Source organism: Pseudomaricurvus sp. ABR4_320 (assembly GCF_056159445.1).
On sequence record NZ_JBSWVF010000016.1, the window covers coordinates 1 to 24,303 of the forward strand.

The window sequence follows — 24,303 nt, forward strand, 5'->3', positions numbered from 1 at the left end:
TAGAGTAATGATTTTTTCGAAGTCGTACTCTTTCAACAGTTTGTGCATGTGATTTATAAAGGCTTTAGAACCGATATTCGTGGCATCAAGATAAAACAGTTTTTCTCGAATACCCGTGGCATAACCGATTCCCGCCATCTTTTGCAGTTCTGCGCGAATTGCGGGTGAGGGTAGGTCATCACGATCTAGTGACGGTGATGTCTCTAGGCAAGAGATCGTCGACCGTGTGCTGTCGTAGATCCACTCTAACTGCAATTCTTGGGCAATGGTTTCCAAGAGGCGCGCGAGCTTCATGGGCTTGACCAAATAGGTGAAGTCGGCCGGTGCAAATTCGGCTCGCGGTCGCTGCTCCCGAGCGTTGGCCGAGATCATAATGATGGGGGAGTTGATCGCGCGCGTACGAATGTTCTCCGCCAGCGCCCAACCGCTCATACCAGGCATCGATATGTCCAGTAAAAACAGGTCAGGAGGAATACACTGGCTTAGGATTTCAAGGCACGTCGGGCCGTCTTGTGCTTCAAACATCACAAACCCCAGGGGACTCAGCGTGTCGTTCACCAAACCCCGGTGCGCCGCGTCGTCATCGACGACCATAATCGCACGTCGGTCGCCGACATACCCTTGAATCTGCTGTTCTGCGACTGGCGGATTGGTGTCAGAGAGAAGATGCGAGAGCATCAGTGAGAGCTTCAAGCGACTGCCTTGTCCCGGGTGGCTGATGACTTGAATGTCTCCCCCAAGAATTTCCACTAACAGCCGGGTTATGGTTAATCCGAGGCCGGTACCGGGCGCATTGGGGAGCCCGGGTCGTCGGATGCGTTCGAATGGGCGGAAAATCCGTTCCAAGTCGTCTTCATCAATGCCCACCCCTGTATCGGACACGGCGATTTCCGCCACCTGTCCGCGATAGATCAGTTCCAGCGTCACCGTCCCTTGTTCGGTATATTTTATGGCATTCGACAGCAGATTGATCAGGACTTGTCGGAATCGCTGCTCGTCCGTTTTAACGAACTCCGGCAAGCGGTGCGGGCAGACATAGCGAAATTCGATCCCTTTTTCTTGCGCCTGCATTCGAAACATGTTGGCGATCTGGTCCATGACCGTGGGCAGGCGCATCTTGCCCATGTTGAGCTGTAAGCGACCCGCTTCAATCTTTGAGATGTCCAACAGCCCTTCAATCAGATCCGCTAAGTGTTCCCCGCTGCGACGAATCAGACGAATATTCTCGCGGCGATTTTCGGGGATTTGTGAGTCTCGTTCCAACAGTTGGGCGTAGCCGAGTACCGCGTTTAGGGGCGTGCGCAACTCATGGCTGATGCCTGTGACATAACGGCTCTTAGCAAGGTTAGCCGCCTCGGCGACTTCTTTAGCGCGTTGCGGTTCGCGATCGGTTTTTTCGTGAGCTTCAATTTCTTCCAACAGCAGTTGTGTCTGGTGGACAGATTCCTCGCGCGCGACTTGGCGGCTGTCTTTGACGAGGATAAACATCCACGCTAGAACACCGCATATTAACATCAGAATAAAAGAGATTTTCCCTAATGCCGTAAACACGGTGGTGTCATTGAAATTGGTTTCGACCTGCAATTGTAGGTATATGATCGCCAGTAGTATGGCAATCATTCCGGCCACGACCAGCAACAGACCCAGATAGCGAGCCAGCTGACTGTAGATTCCCGTCGCCCAGCTGGCGGGAAGAAAGCTGGCAGTGAGCTGGTGTAGCTGATCAGAAAGGCGCGAGTCTTTTTTGCAGACGTCCTCACAGCGGGCATCGAGCGTACAGCAGAGAGAACAGATGGGGCCGTTGTAGGCTGGGCAATTGGCCATGTCTTCCGATTCAAAGGCGAATTGACACACCACGCAGGTGACACGCTCATCCTCTTTTGGCATTGGTTCTGCGTCTCTGGCGAGGTAGTAACGCCCCTGAGTCCACCAGGCGAGAAAGGGAGAGATGACCAGAGTCGTCGCCAGAGCGAGGAATGACGCCAGCGCCTTTGCGGCCTCACCCCAAAGACCGGTATAGGCGCACAATCCGAGGATCGTCGCACACAGCATCGAACCGACACCCACCGGATTAACGTCGTAGAGATAGGCTCGTTTGAATTCAATGCCGGGTGGACGCAGCCCCAACGCTCTATTGATGACCAGATCAGCGACCAATGACCCGACCCAGGCTAAAGCAACAATACCGAATGCCGAAAGAATCCGTTCGAGGGCTTGGTAGATGCCGAGCTCCATCAACATCAGTGCAATTGCGACATTGAAGACCAGCCAGACCACTCTGCCCGGGTGGTTGTGAGTCAGGCGAGAAAAGAAATTAGACCAGGCGATAGATCCGGCATAGGCATTGGTCACATTAATTTTTATTTGGGACAAAACGACGAAAACTCCGGCGAGTAGCAGTGCAGCGTTCGATGACTCAGTGATATACCCAAAAGCGACCAAATACATCTGCGTGGGATCGGCGGCGTCTAGGATGGAGAGGCCGTGATGCAGTGCCAACAGCGCCAGAAATGAGCCGACGATAACCTTGAACATACCGATCACCGACCAGCCTGGCCCTGACGCCATCACGGAAAGCAGCCAGCGCCGCTTGCGCCCATTTGGCTCCGGCATAAAGCGGAGAAAGTCGACCTGCTCGCCAATCTGCGCGATTAAAGAAAAGAGCACCGAAGCTGCTGCGCCGAACAGCAGTAGATTAAACCTTGGAGCGCGATCAGACGTCGGTTCGTAGTGCATCCAGTTTTCGACTGCACCAAAGTCCGTCCAGACGATCACCGCCAGCGGCAAGAGCTGCAAAGTTAACCAAAGGGGTTGTGTCCACAATTGGAAGCGGCTGATCAGGGTGATTCCGTGAGTAACAAGGGGAATAACCACCAGCGCACTGATCACGTAACCGATTGACGGTGGAATGCCGAGGGTGAGCTGCAACGCCATCGCCATGATCGCTGCTTCGATGGCAAAAAAAATAAAGGTGAAGGACGCGTAAATCAGCGAAGTAATGGTCGAGCCGATATAGCCGAAACTGGCCCCACGGGTCAGGAGGTCGATGTCGATGCCGTAGCGGGCAGCATTAACGCTGATAGGAATGGCGGTCAGGAACAAAATTAACCCGACCACACAAACCGCGAGCATTGAATTGCTAAAGCCGTATTTGAGCGTAATGGAGGCGCCTATCGCTTCCAGCGCCAAGAAGGAAATCGCCCCTAGACAGGTATTCGTAACTCGGGCAGATGACCAGCGACGTGCTGATTTGGAAGTGAAGCGAAGGGCGTAATCCTCCAGCGTCTGATTGGCGACCCAGGTGTTGTAATTACGACGGACGCGAAAGACATTCTGGCGGGGAATCGAAGTCAACCTTTGTGGCATCGTAACAGCGAACAGCAGAGTTTCATGTGTGTTATTCCCTAAGATCTTATCACCGGATGGCGTCGCCTGCGTGGCTAAATCCGATGGGTTTCCGTGTTTATCTCCACATTACCTGTGGTAAAGATCATTATCTTATCGTTACTGCTCAAGGCACTCTGAGAATACGATGGTGCCGCAGGTGATTGAATAAGTAAAACCACGTAGGCTCTGCCGCGATTTCGCGAATTGTCGTCGCAGCGATCACTCACGATGATAAACCTCGACCTGCAGCCGTTTGTTCCGATTCGTTTGTCGGTGACAGGCGCAACGTCCCCTGCGATTGAATGGAATTCAATCGACTTGAGGTCGGCGGCATAAGCATCACCATGCCGCTTGGAAGCTGTGAGGAAACACCGGTATGAGTGAACGAGGAATCCACACCATGAAGTCCAGAGCCCCTGTAACGCAAGTCAGTAACAAACGCGGTCAGAGCCCGAGCGGGCCCAACCGCCGCACATTGTTAAAGACCCTAGCCGCCGTCCCGCTGGCGCTGATGTTTAATCATTCCCTTTTTGCACAGTCGACCAATGAGGTAAACACCACCGGACTGGCCGTGACTGACGATGCGGTTACCGTCGGTATTTTGCATTCCACGACCGGCACTATGGCGATCAGTGAAACCGGTTCTGTCCAGGCAGAAAAACTCGCCATTCAACAGATCAACGAGAGCGGTGGTGTGCTGGGACGGAAGATCAAGGTTGTTCAGGAAGATGGTGCCAGTGATTGGCCCACATTCGCCGAGAAGTCCCGTAAGTTGCTGGTGAATGATAAGGTCGCTGCGGTTTTTGGCTGCTGGACGTCTGCCTCGAGAAAAGCGGTGCTTCCGGTCTTTGAACAGCACAACGGGATGTTGTACTACCCGACGTTTTACGAAGGGTTAGAGCAGTCTCCCAACGTGATCTATACCGGTCAGGAGGCCACTCAGCAAATCATTGCCGGCATCGACTGGGTCGTCAAGGAGAAGGGCGCCAAGTCCTTTTTTCTCTTGGGGTCTGACTACATTTGGCCGCGCACGTCCAACAAAATTGCCCGCAAGCACATCGAGAAGCTTGGTCTTAAGGTTGTAGGCGAGGAGTACTACCCGTTGGGCCACACACAGTTCAATTCTGTGATCAATAAAATGAAGCTCAAGAGACCCGACGTTATCTACGCCATTGTTGTCGGCGGATCAAACGTCGCCTTCTACAAGCAGCTGAAAGCGGCGGGTATCGACATGACGAAAGAGAAACCGTTGCTGCTGACCATCTCGGTGACCGAGGATGAGATCTTGGGGATTGGCGGTGAAAATATCGAAGGTGCTTACGCTGCGATGAAATATTTTCAGAGCCTCGATAATCCGAATAGCGAAGCCTTCGTTGAGGCGTTTAAAGCACGCTGGGGTAGCGATATTGTCGTTGGCGATGTGACACAGGCTGCTTATTTGGGGCCTTGGTTGTGGAAAGCGGCCGTGGAGAAAGCCGGCTCTTTCGACATTGATAAGGTTAGGGATGCGTCTCCTTCCATCGAGTTGGACACAGCACCGGAAGGCTATGTCCGCATCCATGAAAACCATCACCTGTGGTCCAAGACTCGCGTAGGTCATGCCAAAGATGACGGCCAGTATGAAGTGGTCTACGAATCCGAGGAGCTGATCGAGCCAGATCCATTCCCTGAAGGGTATCAATAGTCCGTCCACTAGGAGTCAGTTGCAATTGGGTAACTGGCTCTGAGTTGCTCCGGATTATTTGAACGAAAACGGGAGAATCACAGATGTTCGCGGATTACAGTGCTTCAGAATTGACGGCGATTTTTGCGATGCAGGGATTTGCTGGATTGATACTCTTTTCGGTGCTGGTACTCATGGCACTGGGGCTGGCCATCATCTTCGGACAGATGGGCGTTATCAACATGGCTCATGGGGAATTTATGATCCTCGGAGCTTATATTACCTATTTCACCTCCAACTTTTTTTCTTCTCACTTGCCGGGTCTTTTTGGCATCTACTTTTTTGTGGCGATGATTCTGGCATTCATTGGTGCGTTCTTGATGGGGATATTGGTGGAATGGGGACTCATTCGCCATCTCTACAAGCGCCCACTCGACACCTTGCTGGCGACGCGGGGGCTTAGCCTGATACTCCAGCAGACCTATCGCTCCATTTTCGGCGCCCGGGAAGTGGGTGTCTCCATTCCCGATTGGATGATGGGGTCTTACGCTCTGACCGACATGATCGAGATTCCCATTAACGGCATTTTCGTCATGGTTCTCACCGTCATCATTGCTGCCTCGGTCTATTACTTGATGTTTCGTTCGCGTTGGGGACAACAGGTTCGCGCGGTGGTACAAAACCGCCCGATGGCCGGTGCGGTAGGAATCAATAAACAGAAAATTGATCGCTACACGTTCGGCATTGGTTGTGGGGTTGCAGGGATTGCTGGCAGTGCCTTTACGATGATTGGTTCCACAGGGCCCACCGCAGGACAGCTCTATATTGTTGATACCTTTTTAGTGGTGGTGTTTGGTGGTGCAGGCAGTTTGCTGGGAACAATTGCCTCCGCGTTTACGATCTCGCAAGCCCAATCGACCATGGAATTCTTCCTAAGCGGATCAATGGCTAAGGTTCTGACACTGCTCACGGTTGTCGTCATCCTGATGTTGCGACCTCAGGGTTTGTTCACTCTGAAGATGCGTAAATAGGGGAGACACGATGTTTGAACACACCAAAAATACGTTTATGAAGCGCGAGGACCTCATCAGTTTTGGTCTGCTAGCGCTGCTACTGCTGGTGATCTTCCCGCTCTTTCTGGACGGCTTTAGACTCAATTTGATGGGCAAATATCTGACCTACGCCTTTGTCGCTTTGGGCCTGGTTCTCTGCTGGGGGCTGGGTGGCATTCTCAGTCTTGGACAGGGGGGTTTCTTTGGCCTTGGCGGTTATTGTATGGCCATGTTCCTTAAGCTCGAAGCGTCGACTCCAGAAGCCACCAAGATCCAGTCGACGCCGGGGATACCTGACTTTATGGATTGGAACCAATTGACTGCCTTGCCTGGGTGGTGGGAACCCTTTCATAGCTTTGGCTTTACGCTGATTGCGGTCGTGGCGGTACCGGTGATCTTTGCATACATCATCAGTGCTGCCATGTTTAAGCGGCGCGTCGGCGGGGTTTACTTTGCGATCATCACCCAGGCGGTCGCATCGATTCTCACCATTTTGATCATTGGTCAACAAGGGTATACCGGAGGCGTTAACGGAATAACGGATCTGCGCACGTTAATGGGGTGGGACATTCGACCCGATAGGGCGAAGACTATCCTGTATATTGTTTGTTGCGTGCTGTTGATCGTTTGCTTGCTGATTTCCCAATACATACGTCGCAATAAAGTCGGACGCATACTCGTCGCGATGAGAGATAAAGAAGACCGTGTTCGGTTTTCAGGCTATGACGTCGCCAATTTTAAAATCTTTGTCTTTTGCCTGGCAGCGGCGTTCTCAGCGATTGGCGGTGCCATGTTCACCTTGCAAGTGGGATTTATGTCACCGTCTTTTGTCGGGATTGTACCGTCCATTGAAATGGTGATCTTTTGTGCAGTGGGAGGGCGTCTGTCCATCCTCGGCGCGGTTTACGGCACCCTCTTGGTCAACTGGGTGAAGACAACCGTCTCTGAGAGTTTTCCTGAACTCTGGCTGTTTGCGATGGGGACCTTGTTTATCGGTGTGGTTCTCGCGTTTCCCGATGGGTTGGCCGGCCTGTTTAAAAAATATGTCGAGCCACGTATGCCTCAGTGGTATCGCGGCACCCCGCCGCCGAATTCTCCACCGCCTGCAGAGAAACTCGATTCGGAGGTGGAACCGTCCGAGGGGCATCCATCGCCGACAGCACAAGGAGAAGCCGCATGAGTATCCATAACGATTTTGTGTTAGCGGTGGAAGGTCTTACCGTTTCCTTCGACGGCTTTAAAGCGGTAAACGACCTTTCGTTTTACGTCGAAGAAGGTGAGATCCGTGTGATCATTGGGCCCAATGGTGCGGGTAAGACCACTGTGCTCGATCTCATTTGCGGTCGTACCAAAGCCACGCAAGGATCGATTCGTTTTCGTGGTCGGGAGCTTACCAAAATGAAAGAACATCAAATCGTTCAGGCGGGCGTTGGACGCAAGTTCCAAAACCCCTCCATCTATGAAGATCTGACCGTTTTTGAAAATCTAGAGCTGTCTTTTCCCAGAGGGCATAGCGTATTTGGATCTCTCGCATTTAAACGCGATGCCGAAGTAGTAGAGGAAGTGGTTACAACGTCGGAAATGATTTTTTTAGATGATCAACTGGATCGGCAGGCGGGGCTACTCAGTCACGGCCAGAAACAATGGTTAGAGATCGGTATGCTCTTGATCCAGAAACCCGATCTGTTGATGCTCGATGAGCCTGTAGCGGGTATGTCGGTGGCCGAGCGTAAGAAAACCGCTGAGTTACTCAACCGTATTACGGACGGTCGGAGTGTGATTGTCATCGAACATGATATGCAGTTCGTTGAAGACATTGCTCATCGAGTGACCGTCATGCATCAAGGTAAGGTTCTTTCGGAAGGGTCCATGGAAAAAGTCCAGAAGGATCCAAAAGTCATTGAAGTCTATCTGGGTCATTAACAGGCTACTGTCAAAGGATCTCCGTTGTGTTAAATATTTCTGATTACCACGTTGCTTATGGCCAAAGTGAAGTGCTTCACGGGTTGGATTTTTCCTTGGCTGATAATGAAATTGTCGCCCTGATGGGATGCAATGGTATGGGTAAATCCACGCTGATGAAATCGCTTATCGGTATGCTGCCAACCCAGAGAGGCAGTGCAGCATTGAATGGTGTCGAACTCAGTAATTTACCCAGTCATGAACGGGTGGCCAGTGGTTTGGGGTTTGTTCCTCAGGGCCGCATGATATTTTCGACTATGACGGTGAAAGAGAACATCTCCACGGGCTTAACAAGCACAGGAGAAAAAGTCATACCTACCGACCTTTATGAACTCTTTCCTGTTCTTGAAGAAATGAAGAACCGACGCGGGGGCAACCTATCTGGTGGTCAGCAACAACAACTTGCCATTGCCAGGGCACTGGCATCTAAACCAAAAGTGTTGCTATTAGATGAGCCGACCGAAGGCATTCAGCCTTCGATCATTCGTGAGATGGCCCGCACACTTAAAAAAATTCGCGATACCAAAGGCATATCCATCCTCGTTTCAGAGCAGGTTCTGAGCTTCGCGCTGGAGGCCGCGGATCGCATTTTGGTGATTGAGAAAGGGCGGATAGTCGCTGAGGAAACGGGTAAAAGTGCAGTTCATGATCGCATCGCCACTTATCTGTCTGTATGACGTAGTGGTGCCACCTACCACCTCGAAGAGGTTAATAAATCCCAGGGTAGGACGGAATGTCCTACCGATGTTAATGCTTGCTATATCCAGCTTCATAAGTCATTACGACTTCCCAACAAGGAGATAACACCATGGCTGAAACCATTATCAAAGTAGACCTCTCTCAATCTGCCTATGAGAACGAGATGATTCACAACCGTTGGCACCCGGACATTCCGATGGCGGCTATGGTAAAACCCGGCGATGATTTTATCGTTGAGTGTGTTGACTGGACCGGTGGCCAAATTAAAAACGATGACTCTGCCGATGATGTGCGTGACGTGGACTTGACGAAAGTCCACTTTCTTTCAGGCCCGGTTGGCGTCGAGGGGGCAGAGCCAGGCGATCTACTGGTGGTAGACATACTCGATATCGGCGCCTTTGACGACAGTCAATGGGGCTTTAATGGCTTTTTCTCCAAGCAAAACGGAGGCGGCTTTTTAACCGAACATTTTCCAGAAGCACAGAAGTCTATTTGGGACTTCAACGGCATGTTTACCAAATCTCGCCATGTGCCAGGCGTCGAGTTTGCAGGAATGATTCATCCCGGCTTGATCGGTTGTCTGCCTTCAAAAGAGATGCTGGATGAATGGAACTCTCGGGAAAAAGCGCTCTTTGATACCGACCCAGAGCGAGTACCGGCGCTCGCAACCCTGCCGTACGCCGATACTGCGCACATGGGCAAGATGTCCCCAGACGAGGCAAAGATAGCGGCGGCGGAAGCTGCTCGTACCGTCCCACCACGGGAGCATGGCGGCAACTGTGATATTAAAGATCTCTCTCGAGGATCAAAGGTCTACTTTCCGGTCTATGTCAAAGGCGGAGGATTGAGTGTTGGCGATCTTCATTTCAGTCAGGGGGACGGTGAAATTACGTTCTGTGGCGCCATCGAGATGGCAGGATGGATCCATATGCGCGTCAGCCTGATCAAAGATGGGATGGCGAAGTATGCGATTAAAAATCCGATTTTTAAACCGAGCCCGATAACCCCAAAATATAACGACTACCTAATCTTTGAAGGTATCTCCGTCGATGAGCAAGGCAAGCAACACTACTTGGATGTGCACATTGCCTATCGTCAAGCGTGTCTTAATGCCATCGAGTATCTGGCGAAATTTGGGTATACCAGAGCCCAGTCATACGCGATTCTCGGTGTTGCACCTGTGCAGGGCCACATCAGTGGCGTCGTTGATATTCCTAATGCGTGTGCAACACTTTGGCTACCGACAGAGATCTTCGACTACGACATCAAACCGGGTGCGGATGGGCCTACAGAATATCTTGATGGCTCAATCGATGTTCCCCTGTCACCCGATCAATAAGGAGAGTTTGCGATGCCGGTCTACGACTACAAATGCCGTGAGCACGGGATTTTTCATGATCTTGGCGCTATGGCTCAGGCGGGTCAGCCGAAGCCTTGCCCACAATGTCGGCAGCTAAGTGCACAAGTGATTCTAATTCCACCCGCGCTGCTCGATATGGCACCGTCGGCCCGTAAGGCGATTGCGCGTAATGAAGAGGCGGCACACGTGCCAAAAATCTATACACCGGAATCGCACCAGGACGCTGACGAAAGGAAACCATCGCGCTGTGGTTGTTCTTCCGATCACAAACCGCTGAGTAAAACCGCGAGCCTGAGTCAGAAAGCTTTGCTAACGGCTGATGGCAATAAAATCTTTCCCTCTCAGCGACCGTGGATGATTAGCCACTGAATCTTTCGACCGAGATATTATTCGAAAGCAATGGTCAGGTATCTAGTGACGTTGAGATCATCTAATTTCCGTAGCAAGCCAGAAAATTTCAAGAAAAGAAGGGTAGTGGAGTAAAAAGTATATCGCTTTTCAGTGACTCCCTGAAACTGCACCGGTAAAACTGGATGCGTTTCGGGGCTACTAGCCTCGATGACATTTCTTGTTCAAATGACTTATTGGTCATAAGTGCGGGATCAAGCGCGGTATTCCCATCAAGAACTGCAGACGGTCATCAATATGCCAACAAGGCGACTCTCGACTGCTGTGAGAATGCTACGGAGATACCGACTATCCTGGTGATTTCTGTCCTCTCTGGTTTGAAACAACTTAGAATGAACGAGAGAGAGAGCGAAGCCACAGAACGTGGCGCCAAAATTTTTATTTTGTGATTTTGAGTAACAAGTACGAGCTCTAATAGTCTGATAAAACAATAGGTTATAAAAATTTTTCTGCCCATATTTACCTGTATCTTATCCAGCCTACTTCTTTGATTCGAAGGGTTTTCATCTAAATCTATATGTTATAACATAACGTTAGGTGGCGTGAGGATCTATCTCTCTAGGAGTTATTGATTCACCTAGCGCAGTACTCGTTTTATCCGTTTAAGTACATATTCGTAATAGTATGAGTCAATAAAGTATGCTGGGTAACTAAATCCTTTCCTGCATTGCGATTGACTGCAATTTGTCGCGTAGCGTTAACTCGTGGAGTTACAGCAATAGATCCAGATGCGCGAGTAAATTCAATGTAAGAAATGTTCAAGGAAGAGTTATTGGAAAGGCTTAACGATAAATATGTGGTCTCTTGAATTGGCGGCGTAGCAATTCATTCGTGGTATTACACTACAAATGAGAGAGTTAATTATCCTAAAAGTCAGAGAATTTGACGTAAAAATTAAATTGCTCGATTTTGATAAAACAGATGAATTCGAATGGCCACTTACAATTATAGGTTATGTGGTTTTCATGTCCGAATTCACGTAAATTTTGTATTGCCTCTTATTGCTGGTCAGTTTCGCTACGCTCTGGACTTGAATGAATCAAGCACCTCGCTCTTTCATAATATTTAGCCGCACACATTCAGCTATAGGTTGCCATGTACAGTTGCTGATTCTTGTGCTACGAGGTGACGAACTTCACAGGTTATTGTGTCGCTAGGTTGGTAAGCCGCAAGAGTTGAGTGTTCTCGGTCTGATGTGCGCAGGGCCCCGCGACTTCGGTAATGACGTTGTTGATATTGATTCTCATTTATGACAATATTCTCTTTAATTCGCTCTTTCGTGCTTTTGTGACGTATGTTAAAGAGAATTTGATTCCAGTCAGTAAGATTTGTAGTGTCATTTATGAAGCGGTATGCACTCTCGACAGATGAAATATTCTCGGCTTCAATGGAAAGCTTAAGCCGAAACGTGGGGGATTATCTTTTTGACAGTAATGCGTGGAAATTCACGACACCAAGTTGTCAAGGAAGCCTATTAAACCTGCGTTTAGCTGATGGGCTCGCGATCAAAATTACGGATTTGTTCACCGATAAACCGGTCTCCTTCACAAATGAACTGATTATGCCCCATGTTATTGAACTGGGGTTTGTTTCCTCAGGTGTGGTCCAGATGGATGTTCATGGCCGGCGGCGAGATTGTGATGCAATAGCCGGACAAAACTACCTGCAGGCGATGGAGGGGGATCTTAAAGTCAAAACAAATCTGCCCGCAGGACAGCATTTGCGATCAATCGACATACGTTTCACTCCAGAGGCGCTAGATCGCTGCTGCCAACAAATTGGCGCCTCATTGCCTTCCTGTCTGAAGAAGTCCTGCTCAGCTGCACACAAAGCGCCATTTAAGCGAGCTAGCGTCTTAACAGCCGAAGCAGATACCCTAGTAAAAGAAATATTTAACCATTGCAGAACAGAGATATTTTGTCCTCTTTTCTTGGAAAGCAAGACTTTCGATTTGGTTACGCGCTACTTGGCTACGGTAAATCAACAGTCCCCTATTACGACGACGACTCTTTCTCCGCGTGATATTGAATGTGTTCGAGAAGCTCGCAATATTTTAATCGAGCGCATGGCTGATCCACCCTCGTTAATGGAATTGGCGCGCTTAGTTAATCTCAATGATTTCAAATTAAAACTCGGTTTTCGGCAAGCCTTCGGAACGACCGCTTACCGTTATTTAAAAGAAATTCGTCTTCAGACAGCCAAAGCTCTATTACGAGAACAAAATATATCCGTTACTGAAACCGCTCTCTCTGTCGGTTACTGCAATATCGGTGACTTTGGTATCGCCTTTAAGCGCCGCTTTGGTGCTTCTCCAAAATCTATTCTCAAACGTTAATAATCCGTAATACGGTAGTTTTAACCCCTCAAAAAGCTAGTCTGTACGACATGGCTTCAGCTGCTAAGTCTGAGCTGGGGCTTAGAAACAGTGCGCTGAATTTGATCAGACTAAGTCTCTGTTTGTTAGATGATTTAAGTGCCAAACAAGATAGCTGCGTAAAATATTTAGCGAAGACAAATGGAATATTTGCTAAGAACATTGAGCAAGATCGGCTTTAGGGTGTCGTGGGGAAATAGATTGTAATCGCACTTAATTTTACCCGTTCTTATCTTTAATCGTGGACATAAAGGGGTGATTCTATGCTAGAGAAATTTTCTTGCATGGGGACAGAAATAAAATTCTGACGGTAAATCGAATAATCCGTTATTCGGTAGTTTTGTTATCTCTAGGTTAGGTAGGCTGCTCGGTGTTTGTTTTTCTACCGGTATTCGATTGATGGGGCGGGAATAGATCCGACTCTGTAAAGAATGCTACCGGAGAAAGCGCTACTCAAAGCGAGTTGAAGCTTTAGCTCGTCCAGATTCACTTACTACCTACAGACTTTAATTACATGAAGAAGGGAACTCTTAAATATCAACGTTTTATACGTATTCTGCCTGGCCTTGTGCCACTTATATGCACGTCGGTTCAGGCGGCAACATCCAGTTCAAACGAGCAAGACTATATTGAAACGGTTACGGTGACTGGAAACAAGATTGAACAAAATTTCATTGATATCCCCCAAAGTATGACAGTCATTGGTAGCGATAAGATCGACGAAAATGGGATGAAAAATGTGTCCGATTTACTCGATGCTGTTCCAGATCTAGAATTTTCACCGACTAGCCCAGCTCGCTCCACGGTCAACATTCGCGGTCTGAATTCATCTCTTTTTACCAACAATAATCCAGCGGTTATCTATGTAGACGGCGTCCCTTACAGCGACTCCTACGGTTTTGATGTATTTCTCGCGAATGTGGAGCGTGTCGAAGTTCTGCGTGGTCCGCAAGGCACGCTATACGGCAAAGATGCCATCGGTGGGGTGATCAACGTCGTCACTAAAGAGCCCTCAAACCGCTGGGGCGGAAAAGTTGAAGTTGAGTATGGGCGTTTCAACTACAGAGATATTCAGTTCAATACCGGAGGAGCTCTCAAGGATGACGTACTCTATCTCGATATCAGTGGGCAGTATCGCGCCGATGATGGCTGGGTCACGAACCATACGCCGGGAAATGAAAGCGATTCTAACAAGTCTGAAATGCAGCACTTGTCGGCTTCACTAATCTACCGACCAACCGATGATTTCAAGGTTAAGTTTGCTGTTTCTAATGACGATACTGACAGCTATGGCATTGGTGGCTATGGGCTTCTTTTCACTGATCAAGGTTCCACCAGCGAACCGCTTTCTTTTTCAGACGACTTTAGTCGTGATCTTGCAAAGGACATTGATACTGAATTTGAAACTCGAGAGCAGCTGGAAATCAGTTCTCAAGCATTACAACTGACTTACGAGCTGGATAAATTCACGATTAATTCAGTGACAACGCATCGGGATCAAAATTTGGATAGCCTTTACGATTACGATGAGAGCGACAATGCCTATTTGGCCGATGCAGTTTCGTTCGATAATCAAGATCGTGAAACCTGGACTCAGGAGTTAATTTTAAGAAGCAATAATGACGATGAAGGGGGGCGCTATGTTGCTGGCGTCTATTTCGATACAGAAGAGCGAGAGCAGGGCCCTTACGGGCAGCGTCTTTTTGGTACGACTTACAATGCAGAGTCGGCCACGGATTCTTCCACCGCGGCAATTTTTGGGCAGTTCATATATCCGCTGTCGGAGAAATTAGAACTCACTCTGGGAGGTCGCTACCAAAATATCAAAAAGGAAACCAATTTGGATTTCATTGTAGAGAACCTTCCATTAACGGCCGACTATACGTCATTTTTCAGCGGCGTTGCCTATACCATGGACGCTGACAAGGACTGGTCAGTATTTCTTCCTAGGGCAGCGGTGACCTATAAGCTCGGTGAAAATTTTAATATCTACGGCAGTGTTGCTGAAGGTTATATGCCAGGGGGATTCAATTACTTCGCGACAACTGGCACTGCGGATGACAATAGTTTCGATCCACAACGTTCTACGAACTTCGAAATTGGATTAAAGGCACAAACGGAGCGAATGGCTCTAGCCGCCGCGTTGTTCTATATGGATATAAAAGATATCCATGTGTGGAGACAGGATGATCTGGGAAATTTATATACCGGCAATGCCGATAAAGCGCATTCTCAAGGAATCGAAGTAGAGGTTTCCTTTAATGTAACCAGAGAATTCGAGCTGAGCGCCTCTGTTGGTCTAATTGATGCTAAATACGACGACTATTTTACAAGCGCTTACGATTATAGTGGCGAACGTATTGAGCAAACCCCCGAATATACCTTCAATTTTAGTGCTGCCTATTACCATCCCCAGGGGTTCTATGCTCGTGTGGACTTAAGTGCGGCTGGTAATACCGCGTTTTACGACAGTGGCAGACCCTCACCCCAAACCGCATTTCCTGAGCGGGATGCCTACGAAGTGGTTGACGCGCGCCTTGGCTATCTGTTCGGTGATTGGGAGCTTTTTGGATATGCAAATAATGTAACCGATGAAGCCTACGTGACGTCCTTAAGATCATCTGATCTCGGGGGAGCAATTTCTTCAATCGTTACCTACAACGATCCACGTTCATTCGGCGCCGGTGCGCGATATCGTTTTTAGACATAAGTTCTGGAGTTTTCGTGAGACTTGAAATTAGTAACCTATCCAAAACCTATAGTAATGGCGTGCACGCCTTGAAGGGTATAGATCTGTCAATTGGAAAAGGAATGTTTGGTCTGCTAGGGCAGAACGGTGCGGGTAAGTCGAGTCTTATGCGTACGATAGCTACACTCCAGGATGCTGATGCAGGCAGCATAGTCTTCGACGATATTGACGTTTTTAGAGAGCCGGGAGAGCTCCGAAAGGTATTGGGCTACTTGCCTCAGGAGTTTGGGCTTTATCCTGCGGCAACGGCTGAGGAAATGTTGTTGCACCTTGCTGATCTCAAGGGAATTAAGAGTAAAAAAGAACGTAATGATCAAGTTGATATTTTGCTACATAAGGTCAATCTCCATCAAAAGCGTCGCCACCGTTTAGGAACCTATTCTGGAGGAATGAAACAGCGTTTTGGCATTGCTCAGGCGATGTTAGGAGATCCAAAAATAATTATTGTAGACGAGCCCACAGCAGGGCTTGATCCGACAGAACGCAATCGTTTCTATAATTTGCTTTCCGAGATTGGCGCGAACACCACGGTTATTTTATCGACGCACATCGTTGAGGATGTGCACACACTTTGCCAAGACATGGCGATTATTGGTGACGGGGAGGTTTTGCTTTCTGGTGCTCCTCAACAAGTTGAGCTGAGCCTGAAAGGCAGGTGCTGGATTAAGGCCATAGAAAAAGAAGAGCTGGATCGTCATTGCAAGGAGTATGACGTTATTGCCAATCATTTTCATCTCGGCCAGATGAACATCACTATCATCAGGGATGAAGAGCCGGGCGATGGTTTTGAACCCAAGAATCCAACTTTGGAAGATGCCTACTTCTATACGTTAGCCCAGCGTAAATCACTAAAACACGGAAGTTAAACATGTTTTCGATGTTGCGACAGGTTATTCCATTCGAGCTAAGATATCGTTTTACGACTCCTATTGCTTATCTTATGTTGGCGATGCTCGCGTTTCAGGCGTGCTGGTTTTCTTTCGGACTACACGATTTTTACGGGAATGGATCAACGTTTTTGAATGCCGCCGGAATGGCCTATCTTTGTCTCTCTGCTGGAGGCATGATCCTTATCATTGTAATCGCAATGATAACTGCGAGCACGCTGTATCGGGATATCGAGCAGCGTAGCGCTGGTTTCATCTACGCGTATCCGATTCAGGAAAAATCATTTTTTATTGCCCACTTTATCAGCGCATGGCTGATCAATATCATTATGATTGCGGGATACGTTGTGGGTTTGGTGGCCCTGAAGTTCGTTGGATCAAAGGAGTTTGTCGGTCCGGTTCCTTGGGGGCCGATCACCCATGGGTTCGTTTTTTTTGCGATACCCAATATGCTCACCTATACAGCAGTAGCCTTCTTCGCACTCGTCATGACTCGGCGGATAACAGTAGTCTATGGGACAATAATAACCATTGTTCTTATCTTTGTAGTGGGTGAAAGCTCGAGTGACAATTCACCTCATGTAAATGCACTTAGCATTATTGATCCCTTTGGTTATATCTATGCAAAGTATCAACTCGATCTAATGAGTGTTGCGGATAAAAACACAGCTATGATGCCGCTAAATGCAATTTATTGGACTAACCGCATGCTTTGGGTTGGGATCAGTCTGACTTTGACCATGCTCGCTTATAAGCGCTTTACTTTTAAAAGATTTTTGGAAGCGCCGAGTAATAAAAACACTTTCGGCATCATAGATAATGATACACCGAAAGGGCGCGTCGAATATGATCTTAAAATTCCCAGTGTCCGTTTTGCTAATGATGCTTGGCATTCGTTTTTTAAAACGTTTCGTCTAACTTGGCTCGAGTTCAAAAATGTAACACGCCCCGCCGGCTTTAGGCTAATTCTTGGTATGCTCGTTGTGATTGTTCTTGCACAAAATCTTGTGTGGAACTCTACCTACTATGTTGGGCATCAATATCCTATTACGTCAGGGATGACTTCTGGTCGCCTGATCAACAGCTTTATGTTCATCATTTTTCTGATGATACTTTCCTGCGAACTATTTTTTAAAGAACGTAAGGCAAACCTTTGGCAAATTTCGGGTGCAACTTCAGCCAAGGTTTGGGAACTACAATTACCAAAACTCTTTGCGATGTTTGGCGTTGCCTTTCTGTTTAGCTCTACCATTTTTTTGGGGGGAGTTTTCTCACAGCTGGTCCAAGGTTTTACAGACATTGATTGGGGGCTTTACCTTCAGGATATCTACGGATATATGTGGGGCTGGGTGAATTACACCTTTTACATTTGTTTAGTCTTTGCCATAGCCAGCATAACGGGCCATAGATTCCTTACTCACTGCCTCGCTATTGGTTATTACTTTTTTGTCATTATCAGTTTTGACCTGGGATTAGTTGAAAACATTCGCGTTATCTACGGAGGCGTGCCTGGCTTAGATGACTATTCTGAAGTAAATGGGTACGGCATCTTTGCGGAAGCAGGGCGTTGGTTCTTCTTGCTTTGGTTTTCCATGGCGAGCTTCCTTGTCTTTATTGGTTTGCATTTTTGGCGTCGCGGAGTCTCTCAATCCTTTTTTCAACGTTTACTGGGTCGTGGAGGGGAAATCCCACGAATCGCTAAGCTGGCTGCTTTAGTTCCACTTGCTGGCTTCCTGGCGGTACAATGGGTTATTCAAAGCGAGGTTTATAACAAACGAAATTATATTCCAACCGCTCAGGCCGATGCTGAGTCTGCTGCTTATGAAAAGACGTATCGAACGCTTCTTTCAGGATACGATATACGAGCTGCTATCGATGCCCTCCAGGTCGATTTATATCCGTCTGAGCGTCGAGCAGTTACTACCGCGTCGCTCGAACTCAGCAACGCAGGAAAAACGTCTGTTGAGAACATTTACGTAAACTTGGATGCTTTTTCCAGAATTACCACCTTCGATATGGTTGGCCGTTCAGTTGAGTTGTTAGAGAGAAATACCCAACTCGGTATGGAGGTATACTCAGTCTCACCCGCCATAGCGCCAGCCGAAAAAGTAGACGTAGAGCTCGTAACGCAACGTCAATACACTGGTTTTAGCCAAAGTGGTGACTTTCCTCAAGGGGATCTCGCTTTCAACGGGTTGCTTTATAATAACGTCCTCCCTGTCTTCGGATATGATGAAGATAAAGCGCTTATTGCAGATAGAAAACGTCAAGTTTTTGGCTTGCCAACTCATTCTAAAGCTGAAACCAACGAACTAAGCAAAAATTTTCTTACAGATTATTCGCTCGGTAATAAATTTTTAAATTATGTTGTTACTACTGAAGCTGGACAAATTCCCGTTGGACCGGGCGAAATTATCAAACGCATTCAAGAAGAAGGGAGAGAGAAAGTTACTTTCCGTCGATCGAAAACGGAAGCACTACAAACCTTCGTTGGCTCAGGGCATTACGCTGAGCGCGAGGTAGAAATCGAAGGCATTCGTGTAACTTATCAATACCTACCCAGCCACGCTTTCAATCTAAAGAGTTTTGATAGATGTATCGCTCGTGCATTGAAATATATCCGAAGAAATCTCGGAGTCTATCCCTACGACAGTCTCCGAGTTATCGAAATTCCGTTCTATCAAGATATCTCTTACACGAGCGCTAACGTCATCGCTCTCTCTGAAAAAGAAGGTTGGTTTGCCGATTATTCAGTGGACGAGGTGCAAGCGTTTGTCCAATACACGTTTGGCCGGGAGATTATACGCCAGTGGCTCGACCACCAGGGACAAATTGCCGATGTTCCGGGTGCTGGTATTTTGTGGAGTTCGTTACCCTCTGCTCTAGCGATGCAAATCGTAGAAGAAAACAGCAACGCGAAATCGCTTCAAGCTCTTATTGATAAAATTCGTACGAAATACAACAAAGAGCGTTACAACGAAGAAAACACTGAGACCAGTCTTATCGATGCAGATGACCAAGAATTTCTTGAAGAAACAAAAGGGACTCTCGCACTCTATCGTCTTTCAAAATCAATTAGCTTTAACACGATGAACTCATCAATACGAGAATGGCTCGAAAGCCGACATAATGCGCCTCTGGTCTTTAGGGATCTCTATGGTGATCTTAAATCCCGTCATCTGATCGATGAATCATTCATAAAATTATTCGAGTCTGTTGAAGTAAGGCCCAATCTCTAGCCGAACAAACCAACTGCACTTTGAATCTTGGTGTCAAGTGTGACCCATTAAAAAGGATCATTTCATGGAGAAAGTGTTCGAAAACCTAATCCGGTACCGTTGGGTAAGTCTAATATTTGTAGTAATAATCACGGGACTAGCCGCGACTCAGTTGTCGAATCTAGAGGTAGATAACTCGAATGAGGCCTTTTTCGTAACGGGGGACTCTACCAAGAAGCAGTTAGATGATTTTAAGAGCACCTTCGGAAACGACGACTTCGTGTTTATTCTCGTCGATGTAGCTGACGCGTTTGATCCTAAGACACTCCACCGTATCGCAGAATTTGCAGATCGGTTAAAGGATGAAACACCTCATCTCCTTGATCTAACTTGGATTGGGAATGTTGAATGGATAGAAGGGGTTCCTGGTGGGATTCTGATTGATGATCTTATTCCGGACTTAAACCTTGACGCCCAAGCGCTCGAGCGCCTAAGAACCAAAGTCGTCAACGATCCTCTTTATCGTGATCGTCTTGTATCCGAAGATGCCCATAGTGTTGGGATTCTTATGGAGTTTGAAAACTATCCAGATATTGGTATAGATCCCCGTAAGGATGTTCCACCGGTAATACTCCGATTGGTCGATGAGTTTGGTGACCTTGAAACGCATGTCGTCGGTGGACCGGTGATGGACTACGCCATGGACGAAAAAACCGCAATAGAGGCTCCCAGATGGCTAGGTGCGGCGCTGCTCGGAATGGTTGTCATGCTGGTGGTTACAACTCGTAGTTTTATCGGAGTGTTAGTACCGGCTGCTACCGTTGTTCTAAGTGTGATTTGGGTAATGGGTGCAGTCGCTGTTCTGAATTATCGACTCAATCTGTTTGTGATTCTTGTACCGACATTGATGTTGTGTGTCGGTATTGGAGACACCATGCACGTCGTTGCAGAATTGAAACAAAATATGAAAACTGGCATGAATCGCCGAGTCGCGCTTTTACATACTCTCGATGTAGTTAGTAAACCCGTTTTACTCACCACTATAACAACTGCGATCGGCTTTCTATCTTTTACCATCGTTGACTTAGTGCCTTTGATAGAGCTGGGAATTCAAGCGGCAATCGGTGTAATCGTCGCCTTCATTCTAACGTTTTTGTTTGCAGTACCAGTATTGTCGTTTGGCAAAAACGTGATGAAAGTGAGCACAGAAAAGAAAACCGATATTTTCGACAAATTCTTAGAAACGTGTGCAAATAGCGTGGCTAATCACAAACTACCGTACGGTATTGCTTTTGCTGTTGTAACGACCATTGCATTAACCGGTGTCACGAAATTACAGATCGAAACGAACACCATACAAGATTTACCAAAAAACGATGAGTTGCGCCAATCCTTCGATTATGTCGATAACAATATGGGGGGGTCTATGTCGCTGGAATTTGTTATCGACACGGGGGTAGAAAATGGCATTAAAAATGAGGAATTGTTGAAATCTGTCGAAAAACTGCAAGCGTTTTTAGATGACCACCCACTGGTTACTCAGACCTCTAGTGTACTCGATCAGATAAAACAGATGAATCGAGCAGTACATGAAAACAATCCCGCGTACTACGTCTTACCTTCAGATACCAATCAGATTGCAGAATACTTGCTTTTGTATGAAAGTGGTGGCGGCGGCCAATTAGAAAAGTACGTGAGTTTCACCTATGACAAAATGCGAGTTCAGGCCAGAACGAGATCTTTAGCACTTGGAGACACTCGTATATTGAGTTCTGATGTAGAGAAATTCGTGAAAGCGGAGTTTGGTGATGATCTCAAAGTGTATGCGACAGGGACGTTAGCTACTTTGGATCGGATTGCTGAACTCGTTAAAGTGGGGCAAGGAAAGAGCTTTATGTTTTCTTTTATCGCGATCTCTCTCATTATGATATTTATCCTGCGTTCGGTGAAACTGGGCTTGATTGCAATGATACCGAATGTTCTACCAGTAATAATCGCTCTAGGTGCTATGGGCTGGGTTGGTGCACAACTCAACATAGTCTGTTTGGTGCTGGCTCCCATGATTATTGGCGTCGCTGTTGATGATACGGTGCACTTCTTTGTTAGATATCGACGTTACTTTAATGATGTTCGAAACTATGATGTTGCCCATAAAAAAACCATTCGAACGGTTGGACGTCCTCTGCTTTTTACTACCATCGTGCTGATGGTCGGTTTTGGCGGCTTCGCAATATCGGAGTTTGCTGGACCGAGAACTTTCTCGTGGGCGTCGATCACAGCATTTGCTTCAGCCATCTTAGCAGATATCCTACTGGTGCCGGTTTTGCTTGCGTGGCTCAAGCCTTTGGGGGAGGAAACATCACTCAACCAAAATAATATTCATCAAAAGAACACAATTGAAGGTGGTCAACATGCTTAAGTCTATCGTCGCTTTCTTTCCGCTCTCGATAGCCCTGTCTGTCAATGCTATGACTGGACACGAAATCGCGCAGCGAATGGATGACGTTGATAACTCTGTGGACGGGAGCCGTAAAGCAACGATGTTGATCGAGCGGGGCAGTCAAAAATTAGTGCGTAAGATGCAAATGTACGACAAAGCCTATGGTGAAAATGACCGATCGCTGATTAAGTTTATTGAACCTGCTGATGTACGAGACACGCAGTATTTGTCGTGGACCTATGAAGACCCATCCCGAGATGATGATATGTGGGTGTTCTTTCCGTCTGAAAACCTCATACGTCGTATCAGTGGTGGCGGTAAAAAAGGCTCGTTTATGCGTAGTGACTTTGCCAACGAAGATATGGAAGCACGCGCTATCGATGACGATGTGCACAAACTAATCGAGGAATCTCAACTCAACGGTGTCGAGGTATATGTTGTCGAGTCTACGCCAATAGCAAAAAAGGCTAAAGACTCAAATTACGCGAAAAGACGCCTTTGGGTTGATAAAAATAAATGGATTGCTCTGAAAATTGAATACTACGATGAACGCAACCGCTTGGTAAAACGACTTACACAAGGTGGTTTCAAAGAGATCGATGGAATATGGACTGCTACAAAATTAATAATGGAAACACCTCGAAAGAAGTCTCGTACTCTAATGCAGTATGACGATGTTGAATACAATGTTGGTATTGATGAAAGTACTTTTGAACAAAGTGCGCTCAAGCGCTAATTTACTTCTATGGACGCTAACAGCAGTTGTGTCTTCAACCCTAGCTCAAGATCCCTTTGATTTTGATCTGTCCGAGACATCCGCTCAACCGCCCTGGAATATCTCTGGCTATTTGGAATCCCGTAATCAGTATTTTGTCGTTGGCAACGATTGGGCTTCTAATAGAGCCGCAGGTTTTTTAGAACTTAAATGGTCAGGAGATCAAAACGAAGACAGTCAATGGCGTGCTTACGGTAGCACTTTGATTGAGTACGATGAGCAAACACATGATTACCGGGATCCCGAGAGAGCAGAGCTGAAAGAACTTTATTTTATTCGTGATAGTACCTCATTTGACTTTACAATTGGCAAGCAACGCGTTCCTTGGGGTACGGCAGATGGAGTAAGTACGATTGACCGAGTGAATGCTGTGGATTATAGGGATCCAATCGGAAATGCCAGAACCGCATCACGTCGCCCTTCTTGGGTAGTAAGAAACGAATTTAACCTTTCTGGCGGCTTGTTAGAGCTGGTTTGGTTGCCGCGCGGAAGAGACCGAAAATTACCAGAATTCGGTAGTCCTTGGGAGCCAGATTATTTGCATGAACTTCGTACGCAACGTAATTCTGGTTTAATCAATTTACGAATTGATGATCCACATAAGGACGAAGGCGGTCTCCGGTATCGCGTTTATGGAGAAGGTTTCGATTGGAGCCTGGCTTATTTTAATGGTTATACCGATGGACCTGTACGCCAAACCGTAATAGCAAACGATGTTCTACTTGAACATGTAAGGTATGAAACATTTAATATTTCTGGTGCTTTAGGTTTGTCAGAAAGTACTTGGCGCGCCGAATTTGCATATACACCAAACAATATCATGTCTGGGGTAGTTACAGATTTATGGCAAGTCGTTATTGGTTGGGAACGCACATTTATTACAGATTTTAAAACGAGTATACAAATATTCTACGACGAGGCTCCCGATGGTCCAACGAACTACGGTACGACTTTTTCCTTTTCAAACTCAGCATTCGATGATGCCGCAATCTACGGAGTACGAGGTCAATTGGGTTCCGATGAACAGCTATCAGCAGAAACCTATTTTGATTATGAGTTCGGAGACAATCTTACGTTAACTATGAAATACATGGTCTTTGATGGCGCTGAGGGATCAGATAATTACGACTACCGAGACAATGATTTTTTCGAAACAACACTTCGTTGGGATTTTTAAAATTGATAATTATCCTATCAGTTTACTTCCGGGTCATTATAAACATCTAGGAAAATAGTAGGCATGAATTTAAAAAGAAAAATAGAAATATCGGAGGAAAAAAGGCGATACTGGACTTTACAGAGAGCTAAATACAAATATCCAAGATGTAT

Annotated in this window: 15 protein-coding genes; 14 read left to right on the top strand and 1 reads right to left on the bottom strand. The window is 47.1% G+C overall.

All coding sequences use genetic code 11. From position 1 onward, the window contains the following. Window positions 1-3,354, bottom strand: a 3,354-nt coding sequence (locus ACXAFR_RS22180) for a hybrid sensor histidine kinase/response regulator (RefSeq protein WP_475181091.1), incomplete at its 3' end; no start/stop codon positions are given. A 544-nt stretch (window positions 3,355-3,898) separates the two neighbouring features. On the opposite strand from ACXAFR_RS22180, the gene urtA reads away from it, so the two are divergent. The 14 genes from urtA (at window position 3,899) to ACXAFR_RS22250 (ending at window position 24,151) form a co-directional block, all read left to right on the top strand. Further along, window positions 3,899-5,071 (top strand): urea ABC transporter substrate-binding protein, encoded by a 1,173-nt coding sequence (urtA, locus tag ACXAFR_RS22185; RefSeq protein WP_475181254.1) that lies wholly within the window; start codon window positions 3,899-3,901, stop codon window positions 5,069-5,071. A gap of 83 nt (window positions 5,072-5,154) precedes the next feature. Next, window positions 5,155-6,081 carry an urea ABC transporter permease subunit UrtB gene (gene urtB / locus ACXAFR_RS22190; RefSeq protein ID WP_475181094.1) on the top strand — a complete coding sequence of 309 codons (927 nt, stop codon included), beginning with the start codon at window positions 5,155-5,157 and terminating at the stop codon, window positions 6,079-6,081. A 10-nt stretch (window positions 6,082-6,091) separates the two neighbouring features. Continuing rightward, the gene (gene urtC, locus ACXAFR_RS22195; RefSeq protein WP_475181095.1) at window positions 6,092-7,282 is read left to right on the top strand and encodes an urea ABC transporter permease subunit UrtC; all 1,191 of its coding nucleotides are present in this window, start codon (window positions 6,092-6,094) and stop codon (window positions 7,280-7,282) included. Further along, window positions 7,279-8,025, top strand: a complete 747-nt coding sequence (gene urtD, locus ACXAFR_RS22200; protein ID WP_475181096.1) for an urea ABC transporter ATP-binding protein UrtD — start codon at window positions 7,279-7,281, stop codon at window positions 8,023-8,025. Before urtC ends, urtD begins: the two co-directional genes overlap by 4 nt. Before the next feature lie 26 nt (window positions 8,026-8,051). After that, the gene (gene urtE / locus ACXAFR_RS22205; RefSeq protein WP_475181098.1) at window positions 8,052-8,741 is read left to right on the top strand and encodes an urea ABC transporter ATP-binding subunit UrtE; all 690 of its coding nucleotides are present in this window, start codon (window positions 8,052-8,054) and stop codon (window positions 8,739-8,741) included. A gap of 131 nt (window positions 8,742-8,872) precedes the next feature. Further along, on the top strand, window positions 8,873-10,102 hold the full coding sequence (gene fmdA, locus ACXAFR_RS22210; RefSeq protein ID WP_475181099.1) for a formamidase: 1,230 nt from the start codon (window positions 8,873-8,875) through the stop codon (window positions 10,100-10,102). Window positions 10,103-10,114: 12 nt separating this feature from the next. Continuing rightward, window positions 10,115-10,492 carry an FmdB family zinc ribbon protein gene (locus tag ACXAFR_RS22215; RefSeq protein WP_475181101.1) on the top strand — a complete coding sequence of 126 codons (378 nt, stop codon included), beginning with the start codon at window positions 10,115-10,117 and terminating at the stop codon, window positions 10,490-10,492. A gap of 1,381 nt (window positions 10,493-11,873) precedes the next feature. After that, window positions 11,874-12,866, top strand: coding sequence for a helix-turn-helix transcriptional regulator (locus tag ACXAFR_RS22220; protein WP_475181102.1), 993 nt, complete (start codon window positions 11,874-11,876; stop codon window positions 12,864-12,866). Between the two features lie 553 nt (window positions 12,867-13,419). After that, entirely contained in the window at window positions 13,420-15,609 is a 2,190-nt protein-coding gene (locus tag ACXAFR_RS22225; RefSeq protein ID WP_475181105.1) for a TonB-dependent receptor, read from the top strand. A gap of 20 nt (window positions 15,610-15,629) precedes the next feature. Beyond that, window positions 15,630-16,520, top strand: a complete 891-nt coding sequence (locus tag ACXAFR_RS22230) for an ABC transporter ATP-binding protein (protein WP_475181108.1) — start codon at window positions 15,630-15,632, stop codon at window positions 16,518-16,520. A gap of 2 nt (window positions 16,521-16,522) precedes the next feature. Then, window positions 16,523-19,780, top strand: coding sequence for a hypothetical protein (locus ACXAFR_RS22235; RefSeq protein WP_475181109.1), 3,258 nt, complete (start codon window positions 16,523-16,525; stop codon window positions 19,778-19,780). A 259-nt stretch (window positions 19,781-20,039) separates the two neighbouring features. Next, window positions 20,040-22,178, top strand: a complete 2,139-nt coding sequence (locus ACXAFR_RS22240; protein ID WP_475181112.1) for an efflux RND transporter permease subunit — start codon at window positions 20,040-20,042, stop codon at window positions 22,176-22,178. Next, window positions 22,171-22,935 carry an outer membrane lipoprotein-sorting protein gene (locus tag ACXAFR_RS22245; protein WP_475181113.1) on the top strand — a complete coding sequence of 255 codons (765 nt, stop codon included), beginning with the start codon at window positions 22,171-22,173 and terminating at the stop codon, window positions 22,933-22,935. Before ACXAFR_RS22240 ends, ACXAFR_RS22245 begins: the two co-directional genes overlap by 8 nt. Next, the gene (locus ACXAFR_RS22250; RefSeq protein ID WP_475181115.1) at window positions 22,898-24,151 is read left to right on the top strand and encodes a hypothetical protein; all 1,254 of its coding nucleotides are present in this window, start codon (window positions 22,898-22,900) and stop codon (window positions 24,149-24,151) included. The genes ACXAFR_RS22245 and ACXAFR_RS22250 overlap by 38 nt, the downstream gene beginning before the upstream one ends. Window positions 24,152-24,303: the final 152 nt, after the last annotated feature.

Bases quoted from the DNA above. Each gene is read 5' to 3' on its own strand.
- ACXAFR_RS22245 (WP_475181113.1), top strand. From the start codon at position 22,171: ATGCTTAAGTCTATCGTCGCTTTCTTTCCGCTCTCGATAGCCCTGTCT.
- urtB (WP_475181094.1), top strand. From the start codon at position 5,155: ATGTTCGCGGATTACAGTGCTTCAGAATTGACGGCGATTTTTGCGATG.
- ACXAFR_RS22220 (WP_475181102.1), top strand. From the start codon at position 11,874: ATGAAGCGGTATGCACTCTCGACAGATGAAATATTCTCGGCTTCAATG.
- ACXAFR_RS22225 (WP_475181105.1), top strand. From the start codon at position 13,420: ATGAAGAAGGGAACTCTTAAATATCAACGTTTTATACGTATTCTGCCT.
- urtD (WP_475181096.1), top strand. From the start codon at position 7,279: ATGAGTATCCATAACGATTTTGTGTTAGCGGTGGAAGGTCTTACCGTT.
- urtA (WP_475181254.1), top strand. From the start codon at position 3,899: ATGTTTAATCATTCCCTTTTTGCACAGTCGACCAATGAGGTAAACACC.
- ACXAFR_RS22215 (WP_475181101.1), top strand. From the start codon at position 10,115: ATGCCGGTCTACGACTACAAATGCCGTGAGCACGGGATTTTTCATGAT.
- ACXAFR_RS22250 (WP_475181115.1), top strand. From the start codon at position 22,898: ATGAAAGTACTTTTGAACAAAGTGCGCTCAAGCGCTAATTTACTTCTA.
- ACXAFR_RS22235 (WP_475181109.1), top strand. From the start codon at position 16,523: ATGTTTTCGATGTTGCGACAGGTTATTCCATTCGAGCTAAGATATCGT.
- fmdA (WP_475181099.1), top strand. From the start codon at position 8,873: ATGGCTGAAACCATTATCAAAGTAGACCTCTCTCAATCTGCCTATGAG.
- urtC (WP_475181095.1), top strand. From the start codon at position 6,092: ATGTTTGAACACACCAAAAATACGTTTATGAAGCGCGAGGACCTCATC.